The sequence below is a fragment of the Streptomyces sp. V4I2 genome, assembly GCF_030817655.1.
In the GTDB taxonomy this organism is placed as follows: Bacteria; Actinomycetota; Actinomycetes; order Streptomycetales; family Streptomycetaceae; genus Streptomyces; species Streptomyces plumbiresistens.
The window spans coordinates 7,733,249-7,749,674 of sequence record NZ_JAUSZM010000003.1 but is presented as its reverse complement, the minus strand read 5'-3'; the positions used below and the strand labels follow the sequence as shown (position 1 = coordinate 7,749,674).

Genomic DNA, 16,426 nt, shown 5'->3' with positions numbered 1-16,426 from the left:
ACACACCCACCCCCACACCACGCATCCCCGCCGCCCACCCCCATGCCACCCTTGACCCATGCCCGAAGGAGACACGGTCTGGCAGGCCGCGAGGCGGCTGCACGGCGCCCTCGCCGGCAAGGTGCTGACCCGCAGCGACCTCCGGGTGCCGAAGTACGCCACGGCCGACCTCACAGGCCGCACCGTCCTGGACATCACCCCACGCGGCAAACACCTCCTCGCCCGCATCGAGGGCGGTCTCACCCTCCACTCGCACCTGCGCATGGACGGCTCCTGGAAGGTGTACGCCAACCACCAGCGCTGGACCGGCGGCCCGAGCCACCAGATCCGCGCGATCCTCGGCACCGCCGACCGCACGGCCGTCGGCTACCGCCTCCCCGTACTCGAACTCCTGCGCACCACCGACGAGCACCGCGCCGTCGGCCACCTCGGCCCCGACCTCCTGGGCCCGGACTGGAACCCGGACCAGGCTCTGGCCAACCTCCTCGCCGACCCCGCCCGCCCCCTCGGCGAGGCCCTGCTCGACCAGCGCAACCTCGCCGGCATCGGCAATGTCTACAAGAGCGAGCTCTGTTTCCTCCTCGGCGTCACCCCCTGGCTGCCCGTCGGCGCCCTCCCCGCCGACCGCGCCGCTCACCTGCCCGCGCTCGCCAAGAAACTCCTGGAAGCCAACCGCGACCGCCCGGTCCGCACCACGACGGGCCGCCGAGGCCAGGACCTCTTCGTGTACGGCCGCGCGCCCCGCCCCTGCCTCCGCTGCCACACCCCCGTCCGCGTGGCCGACCAGGGCGACGGATCCCGCGAGCGCCCCACGTACTGGTGCCCGACCTGCCAGCGAGGCCCCGCCCCAACCACCACCCCGCTCCGCGGAACCCAGCGCCGTACGACTAATTGACGGACCGTCAGAAATCCTCGTACCGTCCCCTTCATGCCCCTCACGGCGTACGACCTCACCGGCCGCACCGCATTCGTCACCGGCGCCGCCAGTGGCATAGGCCGCGCCTCGGCCGTCCTGCTCGCCACGGCCGGCGCCACCGTGCACTGCGCGGACCTCGACGCACCGGGCCTCGACGAGACCGCGAGAGCCATCAAGAACACCGGCGGCACGGCCCACACCCACGCCCTCGACGTCACCGACCGCGAACAGCTCCACGAGGCCGTCGCCTCCTGCGAGCGCCTGGACGTGATGGCGGCGGTCGCCGGCATCATGCACAGCAGCCCGGTCCTGGAGACCCGGGACGAGGACCTCGACCGGGTGCTGAACGTCAACTTCAAGGGAGTGCTGTACGCCTGCCAGGAGGCAGCCCGTCTGATGCTCGCCCGGCACATCAGGGGCAGCATCGTCACGATGGCCTCGGGCGCCGTGGACACCGGCGGCCCCGGCCTGCTCTGCTACGGCGCCGCCAAGGCGGCCGTCGTCCAGCTGACGAAGACACTGGCGACCGAGGTCGGCCGACACGGCATCCGGGTCAACGCGGTCGCACCGGGCTGGATCCGCACCCCCATGACCGACCGCCGCGACACCGAGGCGCAGGCGCACACCGAGTCGCTCATGGCCCGGATGTCGCCCCTGGGCCGGGTGGGCGAACCGGAGGACGTCGCCCAGGCCGTGCTCTACCTGGCCTCCGACGCCTCGTCCTTCACGACGGGCCAGATCCTGCGTCCGAACGGCGGTGTGGCGATGCCGTGGTAGGCGGCGACACCCGCGACACCGTGGTAGCCCGCGCCGCCCGCGACACCGTGGTGACCCGCGTCGCCCGCCAGGCCGCCGCCCACCGCCCCGAGGCCACGGCTCCCGCTGCCCGGCCCTTTGGCACACAGTGCACCGGCAGCAGACTCAGCCCCCACCCGCCGGCCGCGACCGCTCCCTCCAGCACCCCCGCGTCCGACGCCAGCGTGAGCCGCAGCACGGCCCACCACCACAGCACCCCGAGCCCGAGCACCGCCCCCCAGCGCGCTGTCGGCCCCGCCATGGACGTCACCTCCAGCCCCGACCAGCCCGACGCCAGGCCGCCGCCTCACCCACGGGGAGGGCGCACCGGCGGCACACGGGAGCACCGCCCGTCACTCGATCCCGGCCAGGCACAACCAAGCTCCACCATGACCGCCACCGACCCCACCGGCAAACGGACCAGAGCGACCCCGAGCCCACCAGAACGCGAAAAACCCCGACCGCTCCCCTCCAGGTTTCCCCGGAGAAGCCCCGGCCGGGGCCTCACACTTCTTCGGCGCAAGCGCAATCGGACGCGCTCAGCGCACGTCAACGTCGGCGCGAGCACATCCGCGTGAGCGTCACGCGGCCACCACGTCCACCGCTTCGGCGGGCGCCTTGATCGTCACCCGTTCCGGTGGCACACCGGTCACCGAGACGGAACCCAGCATCGGGCGAACCGGCGTCGGCACAGGCTCGCTGGGGGTGGCCGCAGCAGACTGGGCCAGCTCGGCGAGGGCGAGCTCGTCGCTCACTTCCCGCATGAGCTCGGACATCCGTACGTCCAGCGCGTCGCAGATGGCGGAGAGCAGCTCGGAGGAAGCCTCCTTCTGCCCCCGCTCCACCTCGGAGAGATAGCCGAGTGAGACTCGGGCGGACGAGGAGACTTCGCGCAGAGTACGGCCCTGGCGTTGGCGCTGCCGACGCAGCACGTCACCCAACAGGCGACGGAGCAGAATCATCGGTGGCTCCCTCCTCGGACCGCGTAGCCGCATCCTTCTCGCCCCACCGTACCGCCTTGCGCCGCGGCCGTGCGGGGAGCGATGTCGTGTTCACTCAGGGCTGCAAACATCAAAACCCCCCGTTCCGTTCCGTATCCTGTGTCCGCTCATTCCCGGTCAGTTCGCTCGCAAGCCCCTCCAGGAGCAGTGCGAGTACGCTCCGTACACTCTCCATACGAATTTCCGCACGGTCGCCGTTCAACCGCAGTGCGGTCACTTTCCCGCCACCGATTGCGCCGGAAGACTCCGCGAGGGGCCCGTCGACGGCCACGAAAACCGTCCCGACGGGCTTGCCGTCCTGCGGTTCCGGACCGGCGACTCCGGTGGTGGCGATGCCCCAGTCGGCGCCGAGCGCCTTGCGCACTCCGGCCGCCATCTGGCCCGCGACCTGCGGATCCACGGCCCCGCGCGCCGCCAGCAGACTGGCGTCCACGCCCAGCAGTTCATGCTTCAGTTCGGTGGCGTAGGCGGTCACCGAACCCCTGAAGGCCTTGGAGGCCCCGGGGACCGCTGTGATTTCCGCCGCGACCAAACCGCCCGTGAGCGACTCGGCAACGGCGAGCGTCTCACCCTTCACGGTGAGTAGTCGTACCACTTCTACGGCCACGTCCGCGGCCGGGGAACTCACGCTTCCGTCTCCTCCAACGCCGCCTTGCGCTCGGCGATTCCCTGCCGGCGCAGCACAATGGCCTGTCTCACATAGTCCAGCCCCGTCACGACGGTCAGCACGACCGCGGCCGCCATCACCCAGAACCTCAGGGTGGCCAGCCATCCCGTCAGTGCCAGGACGTACATCCCCACGGCCACGCCCTGCGTGAGGGTCTTCAGCTTGCCGCCGCGGCTGGCGGGAATGACGCCGTACCGGATGACCACGAAACGCAACAGCGTGATTCCGAGTTCCCGGCCGAGGATGACGCCCGTCACCCACCACGGCAGGTCACCGAGCGCGGACAGACAGATCAGCGCCGCGCCCATGATCGCCTTGTCGGCGATGGGGTCGGCGATCTTCCCGAAGTCGGTGACGAGGTTGTACGTGCGTGCCAGATGCCCGTCGAACAGGTCGGTGATCATGGCGACCGCGAAGGCCGCCCAGGCGAACGAGCGCCACGCCGGGTCGTAGCCGCCGTCGGCGAGCATCAGCGCGACGAAGCCGGGCACCAGGAGCAGCCGGAGCATGGTCAGCAGATTGGCGATGTTCCAGACACTGGCCTGATTGACGGCGGCAGCCGTCAGCTTCCCACCACGTGCCGACTTCCCACCGGCATCAGCGCCAGAGGCACCAGAAGCACCAGAAGCACTAAGCGCACCAGAAGTACCAGACGTACCAGAAGCACCGGAGACGGCACCGGACGCGGCACCGGACGCGGACGCGGCACCCGAAGCCGTGCCCGCGGCCGCACCCTTCGCAGCGGAGGAGCCACCCGCAGCGGACGCCGGGACTCCGGTCATCTGCCTGCCTCCTCACTCCACGCGAGCGAGCCCTGCAGCGGCTCGGCCACCAGGTCGACACCTTCCGTACCGACCACCTTCGCCTCGACCATACGACCGACACTCAGGCCCTCGCCGCTCGTGAGCAACACCTGGCCGTCGGTTTCGGGCGCCTGGTGCGCCCCACGGCCGTACACGCCCTCCACGGAGTCCACCGACTCCACGAGCACCTGCACGGTCTCGCCGACACGCTCCTCGGCCCGCTGCGAGACGAGTTCCTCCGCGAGTCGGGAGACGCGGGCCAGCCGCTCGGCGACGACGTCCTCGTCGACCTTGTTGTCGTACGTCGCCGCTTCGGTGCCGTCCTCGTCGGAGTACCCGAAGACGCCGATGGCGTCCAGCCTCGCGCCGTTCAGGAAACGCTCCAGCTCGGCCAGATCGGCCTCGCTCTCACCGGGGAAGCCCACGATGAAGTTGGAGCGCACGCCGGCCTGGGGTGCCTTGCTCCGGATGGTGTCGAGCAGCTCCAGGAAGCGGTCGGTGTCGCCGAAGCGGCGCATCGCGCGCAGCACGTCGGGCGCGGAGTGCTGGAAGGACAGGTCGAAGTAGGGCATGACCTTGGGCGTGGACGTCAGCACGTCGATGAGCCCGGGCCGCATCTCGGCGGGCTGGAGGTAGCTCACCCGCACCCGCTCGACGCCGTCGACCTCGGCGATCTCGGGCAGCAGGGACTCGAGCAGGCGGATGTCGCCCAGGTCCTTGCCGTACGAGGTGTTGTTCTCGGAGACCAGCATGATCTCCTTGACACCCTGCTCGCCCAGCCACCGCGCCTCGTTCAGCACGTCGCTGGGGCGGCGCGAGATGAAGGAGCCGCGGAAGGACGGGATGGCGCAGAAGGAGCAGCGCCGGTCGCAGCCGGAGGCGAGCTTCACCGAGGCGACCGGGGCGCCGTCCAGACGGCGGCGCAGGGGCGCACGGGGGCCGGAGGCCGGAGCGAGCCCCTCCGGCAGGTCGGACGCGGCGCCGTGCCCGGGCAGGGCGACGTCGGAGACCGACTGCCGCTCGGCGGGGCTGATCGGCAGCAGCTTGCGCCGGTCGCGCGGGGTGTGGGAGGCGTGGATTCCGCCGTTCAGAATGGTCTGCAGCCGGTCGGAGATGTCGGCGTAGTCGTCGAAGCCGAGCACGCCGTCGGCCTCCGGGAGGGCCTCCGCGAGATCCTTGCCGTACCGCTCGGCCATGCAGCCCACCGCCACGACGGCCTGGGTTCTGCCGTGCCCCTTGAGGTCGTTGGCCTCCAGGAGGGCGTCGACGGAGTCCTTCTTGGCGGCGTCGACGAAGCCGCACGTGTTGACGACGGCCACGTCCGCGTCCGAGGCGTCCTCCACGAGGTGCCAGCCGTCCGCCTCCAAGCGGCCTGCCAGCTCCTCCGAGTCCACCTCGTTACGGGCGCAGCCAAGAGTGACGAGTGCGACGGTACGGCGTTCAGGCATGGGCTCAAGACTACTTCGTCCCACTGACACCCCACGTCGACGGGGTTGGCCGATCTTGGCCAACCCCGTCCGTACCCGTCCGGTCCTAACCGACCTGAGGGTCGCCCTTCGTATAGGTGAGCCGCTCCACGGCCCCCGGCTGCCAGTCCTCGTCGATCTTCTTGCCGTTCACATACAGCTGGATCGCCCCGGCGTCGCCGAGGACGAGGTTGACCTTCTGGCTGTCCTGGAAGGTCTTGGACTCGCCCTGCTTGAGCAGTCCGTCGAACAGGCTCCGCCCGTTGTGGTCCTTGGCGGAGATCCAGCTCTTTCCGTCGGCGGCGCTGACCTGGACGGTCACCTTGTCCTGGGGCGCGGCGGCGATGGCGCTGTCCGAGGGCGCCGGCTCGGTGTCCTCGGGCTTGTCGTTCTTCGGCGTGGGCGAGGCGTTCTTGCTCGTCGAGGGATTGGAGCCCTCGGCGACCTGCGTCTTGCCGCCGTCGTCGTCACCGCCTCTGAAGGCGGTGAACCCGACGAAGCCGACCACGGCGACGATCGCGGCGACCATGGCCGCGGTCCAGTTGGGCCCGCGCCGCTCCGGACGGATCCGTTCCGCCTCGAACAGCGGAGCGGCCGGGGTCGGCGCCGGACGCCCGCCGTGATCGTGGTCGTACTGGGCGAGCAGCGGGGCGGGATCGAGACGGACGGCCTTGGCCAGGGTCCGGATGTGACCGCGGGCGTAGACGTCGCCGCCACAGGGGTCGAAGTCGTCCGCCTCGATGGCGTGCACGATGGCGATGCGGACCCGGGTGGCGGAACTGACGTCGTCGACGGTCAGTCCGGCCGCGATACGGGCCTGCTGGAGAGCACGACCGATCGAGGGGCGGGCTTCCTCACGGTCGTCTTCGAACGGACGCTCGTCTTCAGGGGAGTTGCCGAGGGACACGGGGGCGCCTTTCGAGCGTTTTAGCCGCCTGTGCTGGAGGTTCAGTCTATGGGGGGTAAGAAAGGGTGGGGCAACCGGGCGGTGGCACTTTGTACGCCATCGGTATGGCCGGACACGCCGATGGTGGGGCAGCAGCTTGTCGCTTCCCTCAACTTGACGTACGCGGAAGGGAAACGGTTGCTCAATGATCCCTTACGGGTGAGTCACGATTGAACAGCGGCCTTGGGACTCCCTTTAAGCCTCCCCGCGGATCACCGCGAGCACTCCGTCCAGTTCGTCAGCCTTCACAAGAACATCACGAGCCTTGGAGCCTTCGCTCGGCCCGACGATCCCCCGGGACTCCATGAGGTCCATGAGCCGACCCGCCTTGGCGAACCCGACCCGCAGCTTCCGCTGCAGCATGGACGTCGACCCGAACTGCGTGGAGACGACCAGTTCGGCGGCCTGGCACAGCAGGTCGAGGTCGTCGCCGATCTCCTCGTCGATCTCCTTCTTCTGCTTGGTGCCCACGGTGACGTCGTCCCGGAAGACCGGCGCCATCTGGTCCTTGCAGTGCTGGACGACCGTCGCGACCTCCTCCTCGGTCACGAAGGCACCCTGCATACGGGTGGGCTTGTTCTGACCCATCGGCAGGTACAGCCCGTCACCCTTGCCGATCAGCTTCTCGGCACCGGGCTGGTCGAGGATGACCCGCGAGTCGGCGAGCGAGGAGGTGGCGAAGGCGAGCCGCGAGGGCACGTTCGCCTTGATCAGACCGGTGACGACATCGACGGACGGCCGCTGCGTCGCGAGGACCAGGTGGATGCCGGCCGCGCGCGCGAGCTGCGTGATGCGCACGATCGAGTCCTCGACGTCCCGCGGGGCGACCATCATCAGGTCGGCGAGCTCGTCGACGATCACCAGCAGATACGGGTACGGCTGGAGCTCCCGCTCACTGCCCTCCGGCGACTTCACCTTGCCGCTGCGCACGGCCTCGTTGAAGTCGTCGATGTGCCGGTAGCCGTACGCCGCCAGATCGTCGTACCGAAGATCCATCTCCCGTACGACCCACTGGAGCGCCTCGGCGGCCCGCTTCGGGTTGGTGATGATCGGCGTGATCAGGTGCGGGATGCCCTCGTACGCGGTCAGCTCGACGCGCTTGGGGTCGACGAGGACCATGCGGACGTCCTCGGGAGTCGCGCGGACCATGATCGACGTGATCAGGCAGTTGATGCAGGACGACTTACCGGAACCGGTGGCTCCGGCAACCAGCACGTGCGGCATCTTCGCGAGGTTGGCCATCACATAGCCGCCCTCGACGTCCTTGCCTAGCGCGACCAGCATCGGGTGGTCGTCCTCGGCGGCCGCGGCGAGGCGCAGCACGTCACCGAGGTTGACCATCTCCCGGTCGGTGTTCGGGATCTCGATGCCGACCGCGGACTTGCCGGGGATCGGGCTGATGATCCGTACGTCCGGACTGGCGACGGCGTACGCGATGTTCTTGGTCAGCGCGGTGATCCGCTCGACCTTCACGGCGGGACCGAGCTCGACCTCGTAGCGCGTGACCGTCGGCCCACGGGTGAAGCCGGTGACGGCGGCGTCGACCTTGAACTCGGAGAAGACGGTCGTGAGCGAGGCGACGACCGCGTCGTTCGCGGCGCTGCGAGACTTGCCGGGGCCCCCGCGCGTGAGGAGGTCGAGCGAGGGCAGCGCGTAGGTGATGTCGCCGGACAGCTGCAGCTGCTCGGCGCGCGCCGGGAGCTCGCGGGGCACGTCGGGCGCGGACTTGGTGAGGTCCGCGACCCCCACGTCGAGCTTCTCCTGCTTGGGGCGCGCGGCCGGGACCGGCGTGGGAGTCGGGGTCGGCTCCTCGCGCTCCCCCACGCTGACGCCCTGGGTGAGGTCGGCGACGATCGGCGAGGGCGGCATGCCGTGCAGCACGGCCCCGTCGAGCGCGGCGGCGGCGGCCGCGGCGACGTCCACGGCGTCCATGGGACGGTCCAGATCGGGCTGCGGCACCGCGGAGCGCCGGGGGCGGCCACGACGCCGGGAGAGGGCCTCCTGCTCGGCTCCGTCGGGGTCGTACGCCGCGGGGGCCGGGCCGCGTCTGCGAGGGCGCGCGGGCACGGCGTCGCGCCACTGGTCGTCGTAGCGCTCGTCGTCCTCCCCGAACTCGTCCTCGGCGGGGTCGTGCACGAGGCCGAGACGCACCCCGAGCAGCCGCAGCCGCTGCGGGATGGCGTTGACGGGAGTGGCCGTGACGACCAGCAGCCCGAAGATCGTCAGCAGCGCGAGCAGCGGTACCGCGAGGACCTCGCCCATGGTGTACGTCAGCGGGGTCGCCGCTCCCCAGCCGATGAGGCCGCCGGCATCCCGTATCGCCTGCATGCCCTCACCGCGCGCGGGTGAGCCGCAGGCGATGTGGACCTGGCCGAGCACGCCGATGACGAGTGCGGACAGACCGATCACGATGCGACCGTTGGCCTCGGGCTGTTCGGGGTGCCGGATGAACCGTACGGCGATGACCGCGAGCAGTATCGGCACGAGCAGGTCGAGCCGGCCGAAGGCGCCCGTCACCAGCATCTCGACGAGGTCGCCGACTGGACCGCGCAGGTTGGACCAGGTACCGGCGGCGACGATCAGTCCGAGGCCGAGCAGCAGCAGCGCGACGCCGTCCTTGCGGTGCGCCGGGTCGAGGTTCTTCGCGCCCTGCCCTATCCCGCGGAACACCGCGCCGACGGCGTGCGCGACGCCGAGCCACAGCGCGCGCACGAGCCGGTAGATGCCCCCGGTAGGGCTGGGCGCCGGCTTCGGCGGCGCGACTTTCTTCGCCGCGGCCTTCTTGGCGGGCGCCTTTTTGGCGGGCGCCTTCTTCGCAGCGGCCTTCTTCGCCGGAGCCTTCGCCGGAGCGGCCGCCTTCTTGGCGGGCTTCTTGGCTGCGGAGGGACGTGAGGCCATAGGTGTGAGGTTACCGGTGGAGACGACAGCGGACACCTGTGCCTACTGCTTCACCCGTTCGTGTCGCCCTTGAAAGGGAGCTGAACTGACGCGCGTTCACGCACAACGACGCCTGTGGGAGGCATCAGTTCTGCGACGGCACCGAGGGAGAACTTCCCGTTCCGGGCTCCAGCGCGTCGAGCGCCCGCCGCAACCCCGTGAGTTTGCGTTCGAGATGGGCCGCCGTGGCGACCGCCGCCGCATCCGCGGAGTCGTCGTCCAGTTGCTTCGACAGCGCCTCGGCCTGCTCCTCCACCGCCGCCAGCCGCGCCGACAGCTCGGCGAGCAGCCCTGCCGGCTCCTTCGCGTCCCCGGCCGACGCCTTGCCGCCGCCCTCCAACTGGAGCCGCAACAGCGCCGCCTGCTCCCTCAGCTGGCAGTTCTTCATGTACAGCTCGACGAAGACGGAGACCTTGGCGCGCAGCACCCAGGGGTCGAACGGCTTGGAGATGTAGTCGACCGCGCCTGCCGCGTAGCCACGGAACGTGTGGTGCGGTCCGTGGTTGATCGCGGTGAGGAAGATGATCGGGATGTCCCGGGTGCGTTCTCGCCGCTTGATGTGCGCGGCCGTTTCGAAGCCGTCCATACCCGGCATCTGGACGTCCAGCAGAATGACCGCGAAGTCGTCCGTGAGCAGTGCTTTGAGCGCTTCCTCCCCGGACGATGCCCGCACCAGTGTCTGATCGAGCGCAGAGAGGATGGCCTCCAGCGCGAGCAGATTCTCCGGCCGGTCATCGACCAGGAGGATCTTGGCCTTCTGCACCATGGCCCGCCCTCCTCGCCCCGGCGTGGGGCCTCCCCTGTCCGCAGGACTTGGGGTGACGCCTACCGGCGCCGCCCCAGGGGACGACTCCCTTGCGCCGCCCGTCCTTGTGCCGGTCATCGTAGCCGCACCCCGCCCGTCGCCACACCCTGTCACCGCGATGTCACTGTGCACGTAGCAGAAACGCGACGGGAGACCAGAAGGTTCCCCGAATCCCGTACTTCTACACGGCTTCGGCCACCCAGAGTCAGCAACTCCGGGTACTCGCCGAAGGTTCCCGCCACATCCGCACGAAGCCCACGCATTGCCCGACCGATCCCGTCACTCGCCACGCATCCACTGGTCCATCACCGTCAGCAGGTGATCGGGGTCGACCGGCTTGGTCACGTAGTCGGAGGCGCCGGACTCGATCGCCTTCTCCCGGTCGCCCTTCATGGCCTTCGCTGTCAGCGCGATGATCGGCAGCCCGGCGAACTGCGGCATCCTGCGGATCGCCGTCGTCGTCGCATAGCCGTCCATCTCGGGCATCATGATGTCCATCAGGACGACCGCCACGTCTTCGTGCTGCTCCAGGACCTCGATGCCCTCGCGGCCGTTCTCGGCGTACAGCACGGACAGTCCGTGCTGTTCGAGGACGCTGGTCAGCGCGAAGACGTTGCGGATGTCGTCGTCGACGATCAGCACCTTCTCCCCGCCGAACCGGATGCCGCGGCGCGATTTCGGCGTCGTCTGCTGCTCCGCCGCCACGGGCCACTGCTCCTGCTGCGCGAGACGCTGCTCGATCTCCGGCATGGGCCGCCTGCGGCGCCTGAAGAGCGCCGCGGCACCGTTCTGCGTCTCCCGGTACGACCTCACCTCGGCCGGCGTCTCGACCTCCGCGTCGGACAGCTCTGTCGGCTCGTGCCGCCCCGAGGAGGAGGACCCCATCAGGTCGCCGGCCTCCAGGGCGGGCGGCGCGAGCTGCTGATAGCCCTGCGGCGGCAGTTCGCTCGGGTGCAGCGGCAAGTACAGCGTGAACGTCGATCCGCGCCCGGGCTCGCTCTGGGCATAGATCTCACCGCCCAGCAGCTGCGCGATCTCCCGCGAGATCGACAGCCCGAGCCCCGTACCGCCGTACTTGCGACTCGTCGTACCGTCCGCCTGCTTGAACGCCTCGAAGATCACCCGCATCTTGCTGGCCGCGATCCCGATCCCCGTGTCCGTCACGGAGAACGCGATCAGGTCGGCGTCCGCGTCACGCAGCGAACCCGCCTCCAGGAGCTGCTCCCTGATCGCCACCGGCACATCCCGGCCGGCGGGCCGGATGACCAGCTCGACAGCCCCGGAGTCGGTGAACTTCACCGCGTTGGACAGCAGGTTGCGCAGCACCTGAAGGAGCCGCTGCTCGTCGGTGTGCAGCGTGGCCGGCAGCTCCGGCGACACCCGTACGGACAGGTCCAGGCCCTTCTCCGCGGTCAGCGGCCGGAAGGTGGCCTCCACGTAGTCCACGAGCTGGACGAGCGCGATGCGCGTCGGGGAGACGTCCATCTTGCCCGCCTCGACCTTCGACAGGTCGAGGATGTCGTTGATCAGCTGGAGCAGGTCGGAACCGGCCCCGTGGATCGTCTCGGCGAACTCGACCTGCTTCGGCGAGAGGTTCCCCTCCGCGTTGTCGGCGAGCAGCTTGGCCAGGATCAGCAGCGAGTTGAGCGGTGTACGCAGTTCGTGCGACATGTTGGCGAGGAACTCGCTCTTGTAGCGCATCGACACGGCGAGCTGCTCGGCGCGCTCCTCCAGGACCTGCCGCGCCTCCTCGATCTCGGTGTTCTTCACCTCGATGTCGCGGTTCTGCTGGGCCAGCAGCTCCGCCTTCTCCTCCAGTTCGGCGTTGGACGCCTGGAGAGCCTTCTGCCGGTTCTCCAACTCCTCCGACCGCTCGCGAAGTTGCTCGGTCAGCTCCTGCGACTGCTTCAGCAGCACCTCGGTCTTGGTGTTGACGGAGATGGTGTTGACGCTGGTCGCGATCATCTCGGCGATCTGGTTGAGGAAGTCCTTCTGGATCTGCGTAAAGGGAGTGAAGGAGGCCAACTCGATGACACCGAGCACCTTGCCCTCGAACAGCACCGGCAGAACGATCACCTGCGCGGGCGGCGCCTCCCCGAGCCCGGAGGAGATCTTCAGATATCCACTGGGCGCGTTCTCCACGAGGATCGTGCGCTTCTCCTCGGCGGCCGTCCCGATCAGCGCCTCGCCCGGCCTGAACGACGTCGGCATGGAGCCCATCGAGTAGCCGTACGACCCCAGCATCCGCAGCTCGTACTGCTCCTCCGCCTCGGCGCTCAGGTCCTTGCCGTCCAGGAGCGGCATGGCGACGAAGAACGCGCCGTGCTGCGCGGTCACCACCGGCGTCAGCTCGCTCATGATCAGCGAGGCCACGTCGGCCAGATCACGGCGGCCCTGCATCAGTGCGGAGATGCGGGCGAGGTTGCCCTTGAGCCAGTCCTGCTCCTTGTTGGCGATCGTGGTGTCGCGCAGGTTGGCGATCATCTTGTTGATGTAGTCCTGGAGTTCCTGGATCTCGCCGGAGGCGTCCACGTCGATCTTCAGGTTCAGGTCGCCACGGGTCACCGCGGTCGCCACGCGCGCGATGGCACGCACCTGCCGGGTCAGGTTCCCGGCCATCTCGTTCACCGACTCGGTGAGGTCGCGCCAGGTTCCGTCGACGTCACGCACGCGTGCCTGACCGCCCAGCTGGCCCTCCGTACCCACCTCGCGGGCGACTCGGGTGACCTCCTCGGCGAACGACGACAGCTGATCGACCATGGTGTTGATGGTCGTCTTGAGCTCGAGGATCTCGCCACGAGCGTCAATGTCGATCTTCTTGGTCAGGTCACCCTTCGCGATGGCCGTGGTCACCATGGCGATGTTGCGCACCTGACCGGTCAGGTTGGACGCCATCTGGTTCACCGACTCGGTGAGGTCCTTCCAGGTCCCGGCCACTCCCGGCACCCGAGCCTGCCCGCCCAGGATGCCGTCCGTGCCCACCTCACGGGCTACCTTGGTGACCTGGTCGGCGAACGAACTCAGCGTCTTCACCATGGTGTTGAAGGTGTCCGCGAGCTGCGCGACCTCGCCGCGCGCCTCGATCGTCACCGTCCGCGTCAGGTCTCCGTTGGCGACCGCCGACGCGACCTGGGAGATGTTGCGCACCTGCATGGTCAGGTTGTTGGCCATCAGGTTGACGTTGTCGGTGAGGTCCTTCCAGATGCCCGTGACGCCCGACGCGTGGGCCTGACCGCCGAGGATGCCCTCCGTGCCCACCTCGCGCGCCACCCGCGTCACCTGCTCCGCGAAGGACGACAGCTGGTCGACCATCGTGTTGACGGTGCTGACGAGTTCGAGGATCTCGCCCTTCGCGTCGACGGTGATCTTCTTCGACAGGTCTCCCTTGGCGACCGCGGTCGTGACCTCGGCGATGTTGCGCACCTGGATGGTCAGGTTGTTCGCCATGAAGTTCACGGACTGCGTGAGGTCCTTCCAGGTGCCGGAGACACCCTGCACCTCGGCCTGGCCGCCGAGGATGCCCTCCGTGCCCACCTCGCGCGCCACCCGCGTCACCTGGTCGGCGAAGCTCGACAGCTGGTCCACCATCGTGTTGAGGGTGTTCTTCAGCTCCAGGATCTCGCCGCGCGCGTCCACGTCGATCTTCTGCGACAGGTCACCCCGGGCCACCGCCGTCGCGACCTGCGCGATGTTGCGCACCTGGGCGGTCAGGTTCCCCGCCATGCCGTTCACGGAGTCGGTCAGGTCACGCCACACACCGGCGACGCCGGGCACCTGCGCCTGGCCGCCGAGGCGGCCCTCCGTACCCACCTCGCGGGCGACCCGGGTCACCTGGTCCGCGAAGGCGGACAGCTGGTCGACCATCGTGTTGATGGTGTTCTTCAGCTCCAGGATCTCGCCGCGCGCATCCACGTCGATCTTCTGCGACAGGTCACCCCGGGCCACCGCCGTCGTCACCTGGGCGATCTGCCGCACCTGCGAGGTGAGGTTGCCGCCCATGAAGTTGACGGAGTCGGTGAGCTCCTTCCACGTACCGGACACGCCGGGCACCACGGCCTGACCGCCCAGCCGTCCCTCGGTGCCCACGTCCCGCGCCATCCGCGTCACCTGGTCCGCGAAGGCCGACAGCTGGTCCACCATCGTGTTCACGGTGTTCTTCAGCTGGAGCATCTCGCCGGAGACGTCCACGGTGACCTTCTGGGACAGGTCACCGTTGGCCACGGCCGTGGTCACCTGGGCGATGTTCCTCACCTGTCCGGTGAGATTCCGGAACGCGGTGTTGACGGAGTCCGTCAGGTCCTTCCACGTGCCGGCGGCCCCGGGCACCTGCGCCTGGCCTCCCAGCTCGCCCTCGACACCGACCTCGCGCGCCACCCGCGTGACCTCGGCGCCGAACGCGGACAGCTGGTCCACCATCCCGTTGACGGTGTTCTTCAGCTCCAGCATCTCGCCGGCCACGTCGACGGTGACCTTCTGCGAGAGATCACCGTTGGCCACGGCCGTCGTCACGGCGGCGATGTCCCGCACCTGCGTGGTGAGGTTCCTGAAGACCGTGTTCACCGAATCGGTGAGGTCCTTCCACGTCCCCGCCGCACCCGGCACGTTCGCCTGCCCGCCGAGCTGCCCCTCGGCACCGACCTCGTTGGCCACCCGCGTGACCTCGTCCGCGAAGATCCGCAGCGTCTCGGTCATCTGGTTGATCGTGTCGGCGAGCTGCGCGACCTCGCCGCGCGCCGAGACCGTCACCTTCTGCGACAGGTCACCGCTGGCGACCGCGGTCGTCACCTGCGAGATCCCGCGCACCTGGGCCGTCAGATTGCCGGCCATAAGGTTCACCGAATCGGTGAGGTCCTTCCACACACCGGCCACACCGGGGACCTGCGCCTGCCCGCCCAGCTCGCCCTCGACACCGACCTCGCGCGCGACCCGCGTCACCTCGGAGGAGAACGACGACAGCTGGTCCACCATCGTGTTGACGGTGTTCTTGAGCTCCAGCATCTCGCCGGCCACATGAACCGTGACCTTCCGGGACAAGTCACCCTTGGCGACCGCCGTCGTCACCAGCGCGATGTCCCGCACCTGAGCCGTGAGCCGGTACGCCATCGTGTTGACGGACTCCGTCAGGTCCTTCCACGAACCCGACATACCGCGCACCCGGGCCTGCCCGCCCAGCTTGCCCTCGGTGCCCACCTCGCTGGCCACCCGCGTGACCTCGTCGGTGAACGTCGACAGCTGGTCGACCAGATTGTTGACGGTCCGCCCGACCTTCAGGAACTCCCCGCGCAACGGATGCCCGGTCCCGTCCGGCGCCTGCGTCCGCAGCTCCATACGCGGCGACAGGTCGCCCTCCGCCACCGCGGACAGCACCCGGCTCACCTCGGAGACAGGCCGTACGAGATCGTCGACCAGCGCGTTCGAAGCATCGATGGCGGCAGCCCAGGAGCCCTCGGAGGCACCTGTTTCCAGCCGTTCCGTGAGCTTTCCCTCACGCCCCACCATGCGCCGGACCCGCGACAATTCACCCGTCAAGTGGAGATTCCGGTCGGCCACCTCGTTGAAAACCGCGGCGATCTCCGACATCACGCCGTCACCGGACACGGTGAGCCGCTTGCGGAAGTTCCCGTCGCGCATCGAGACGAGAGCCGCCAGCAGCCTGTTCAGGGCAGCCGTATCCACCGCGGTGGTGCCGTTGCGCGGTTTGCGCTGGTTACTCAGGGACTGTCCGCCTTTCGCGCGCGTCTTAGTGCCCCGCGTCGCTGCGCCAGACTCCACTGTGTCCCTCCCGCAGGGGTCGACCGTTACTGCTGTGCCCAGGTACTACTGCTCGGCTTGCCGGTTACTGCTGCCTATTCATGCCCGCTGTATCAGGCCACCCGGGGCTGCTGCCCACCGTGTGCACATCACACTCAGCCTGCCAGTACCTTCACCAGAAGCTTGCCCAGTGTTTCACCCTGGCCGAACCAGGCCATAACAGTTCGGCAGCTTCGCACATCGTCCGCACACCCTCCGGACGGAAACACTGCAGACCGGCATCCGCATGGACGGGGAAGGTAAGTAACCTTGCATGCGGCTGTCCAGCCGCGCCGGTCC

10 protein-coding genes are annotated in these 16,426 nt (G+C 69.0%); 2 read left to right on the top strand and 8 right to left on the bottom strand.

Annotated features, from left to right (window positions below):
• Positions 1-58 precede the first annotated feature (58 nt).
• Both QFZ76_RS36525 and QFZ76_RS36520 read left to right on the top strand, forming a co-directional pair.
• Positions 59-895: a DNA-formamidopyrimidine glycosylase family protein gene (locus QFZ76_RS36525; RefSeq protein ID WP_307677670.1), complete on the top strand. Its 837-nt coding sequence runs from the start codon at positions 59-61 to the stop codon at positions 893-895.
• A 33-nt stretch (positions 896-928) separates the two neighbouring features.
• Complete coding sequence (locus QFZ76_RS36520; protein ID WP_307677669.1) at positions 929-1,693, top strand: SDR family NAD(P)-dependent oxidoreductase; 765 nt, start codon at positions 929-931, stop codon at positions 1,691-1,693.
• 599 nt (positions 1,694-2,292) lie between these two features.
• On the opposite strand, the gene QFZ76_RS36510 is transcribed toward QFZ76_RS36520, so the two are convergent.
• From QFZ76_RS36510 to QFZ76_RS36475, 8 genes are all read right to left on the bottom strand, one after another.
• The gene (locus tag QFZ76_RS36510; RefSeq protein WP_003993396.1) at positions 2,293-2,673 is read right to left on the bottom strand and encodes a helix-turn-helix domain-containing protein; all 381 of its coding nucleotides are present in this window, start codon (positions 2,671-2,673) and stop codon (positions 2,293-2,295) included.
• Positions 2,674-2,782: 109 nt separating this feature from the next.
• Positions 2,783-3,340, bottom strand: coding sequence for a CinA family protein (locus tag QFZ76_RS36505; protein WP_307677667.1), 558 nt, complete (start codon positions 3,338-3,340; stop codon positions 2,783-2,785).
• Complete coding sequence (pgsA, locus tag QFZ76_RS36500) at positions 3,337-4,161, bottom strand: CDP-diacylglycerol--glycerol-3-phosphate 3-phosphatidyltransferase (protein WP_307677666.1); 825 nt, start codon at positions 4,159-4,161, stop codon at positions 3,337-3,339. Before pgsA ends, QFZ76_RS36505 begins: the two co-directional genes overlap by 4 nt.
• Positions 4,158-5,630 (bottom strand): 30S ribosomal protein S12 methylthiotransferase RimO, encoded by a 1,473-nt coding sequence (gene rimO / locus QFZ76_RS36495; protein WP_307677665.1) that lies wholly within the window; start codon positions 5,628-5,630, stop codon positions 4,158-4,160. The genes pgsA and rimO overlap by 4 nt, the downstream gene beginning before the upstream one ends.
• 85 nt (positions 5,631-5,715) lie before the next feature.
• Entirely contained in the window at positions 5,716-6,555 is an 840-nt protein-coding gene (locus tag QFZ76_RS36490) for a helix-turn-helix domain-containing protein (protein WP_307677664.1), read from the bottom strand.
• Positions 6,556-6,789: 234 nt separating this feature from the next.
• Positions 6,790-9,492, bottom strand: a complete 2,703-nt coding sequence (locus QFZ76_RS36485) for a DNA translocase FtsK (protein ID WP_307677663.1) — start codon at positions 9,490-9,492, stop codon at positions 6,790-6,792.
• Between the two features lie 124 nt (positions 9,493-9,616).
• Positions 9,617-10,297, bottom strand: coding sequence for a two-component system response regulator (locus QFZ76_RS36480; protein ID WP_307677662.1), 681 nt, complete (start codon positions 10,295-10,297; stop codon positions 9,617-9,619).
• 318 nt (positions 10,298-10,615) lie between these two features.
• On the bottom strand, positions 10,616-16,108 hold the full coding sequence (locus tag QFZ76_RS36475; protein ID WP_307677661.1) for a HAMP domain-containing protein: 5,493 nt from the start codon (positions 16,106-16,108) through the stop codon (positions 10,616-10,618).
• Between the last annotated feature and the right edge of the window lie 318 nt (positions 16,109-16,426).

What these genes read in the sequence shown, in the direction of transcription:
- QFZ76_RS36510 (WP_003993396.1), bottom strand. Translation starts at nt 2,673, where the DNA reads ATGATTCTGCTCCGTCGCCTGTTGGGTGACGTGCTGCGTCGGCAGCGC.
- QFZ76_RS36525 (WP_307677670.1), top strand. Translation starts at nt 59, where the DNA reads ATGCCCGAAGGAGACACGGTCTGGCAGGCCGCGAGGCGGCTGCACGGC.
- QFZ76_RS36520 (WP_307677669.1), top strand. Translation starts at nt 929, where the DNA reads ATGCCCCTCACGGCGTACGACCTCACCGGCCGCACCGCATTCGTCACC.
- QFZ76_RS36480 (WP_307677662.1), bottom strand. Translation starts at nt 10,297, where the DNA reads ATGGTGCAGAAGGCCAAGATCCTCCTGGTCGATGACCGGCCGGAGAAT.
- QFZ76_RS36485 (WP_307677663.1), bottom strand. Translation starts at nt 9,492, where the DNA reads ATGGCCTCACGTCCCTCCGCAGCCAAGAAGCCCGCCAAGAAGGCGGCC.
- pgsA (WP_307677666.1), bottom strand. Translation starts at nt 4,161, where the DNA reads ATGACCGGAGTCCCGGCGTCCGCTGCGGGTGGCTCCTCCGCTGCGAAG.
- rimO (WP_307677665.1), bottom strand. Translation starts at nt 5,630, where the DNA reads ATGCCTGAACGCCGTACCGTCGCACTCGTCACTCTTGGCTGCGCCCGT.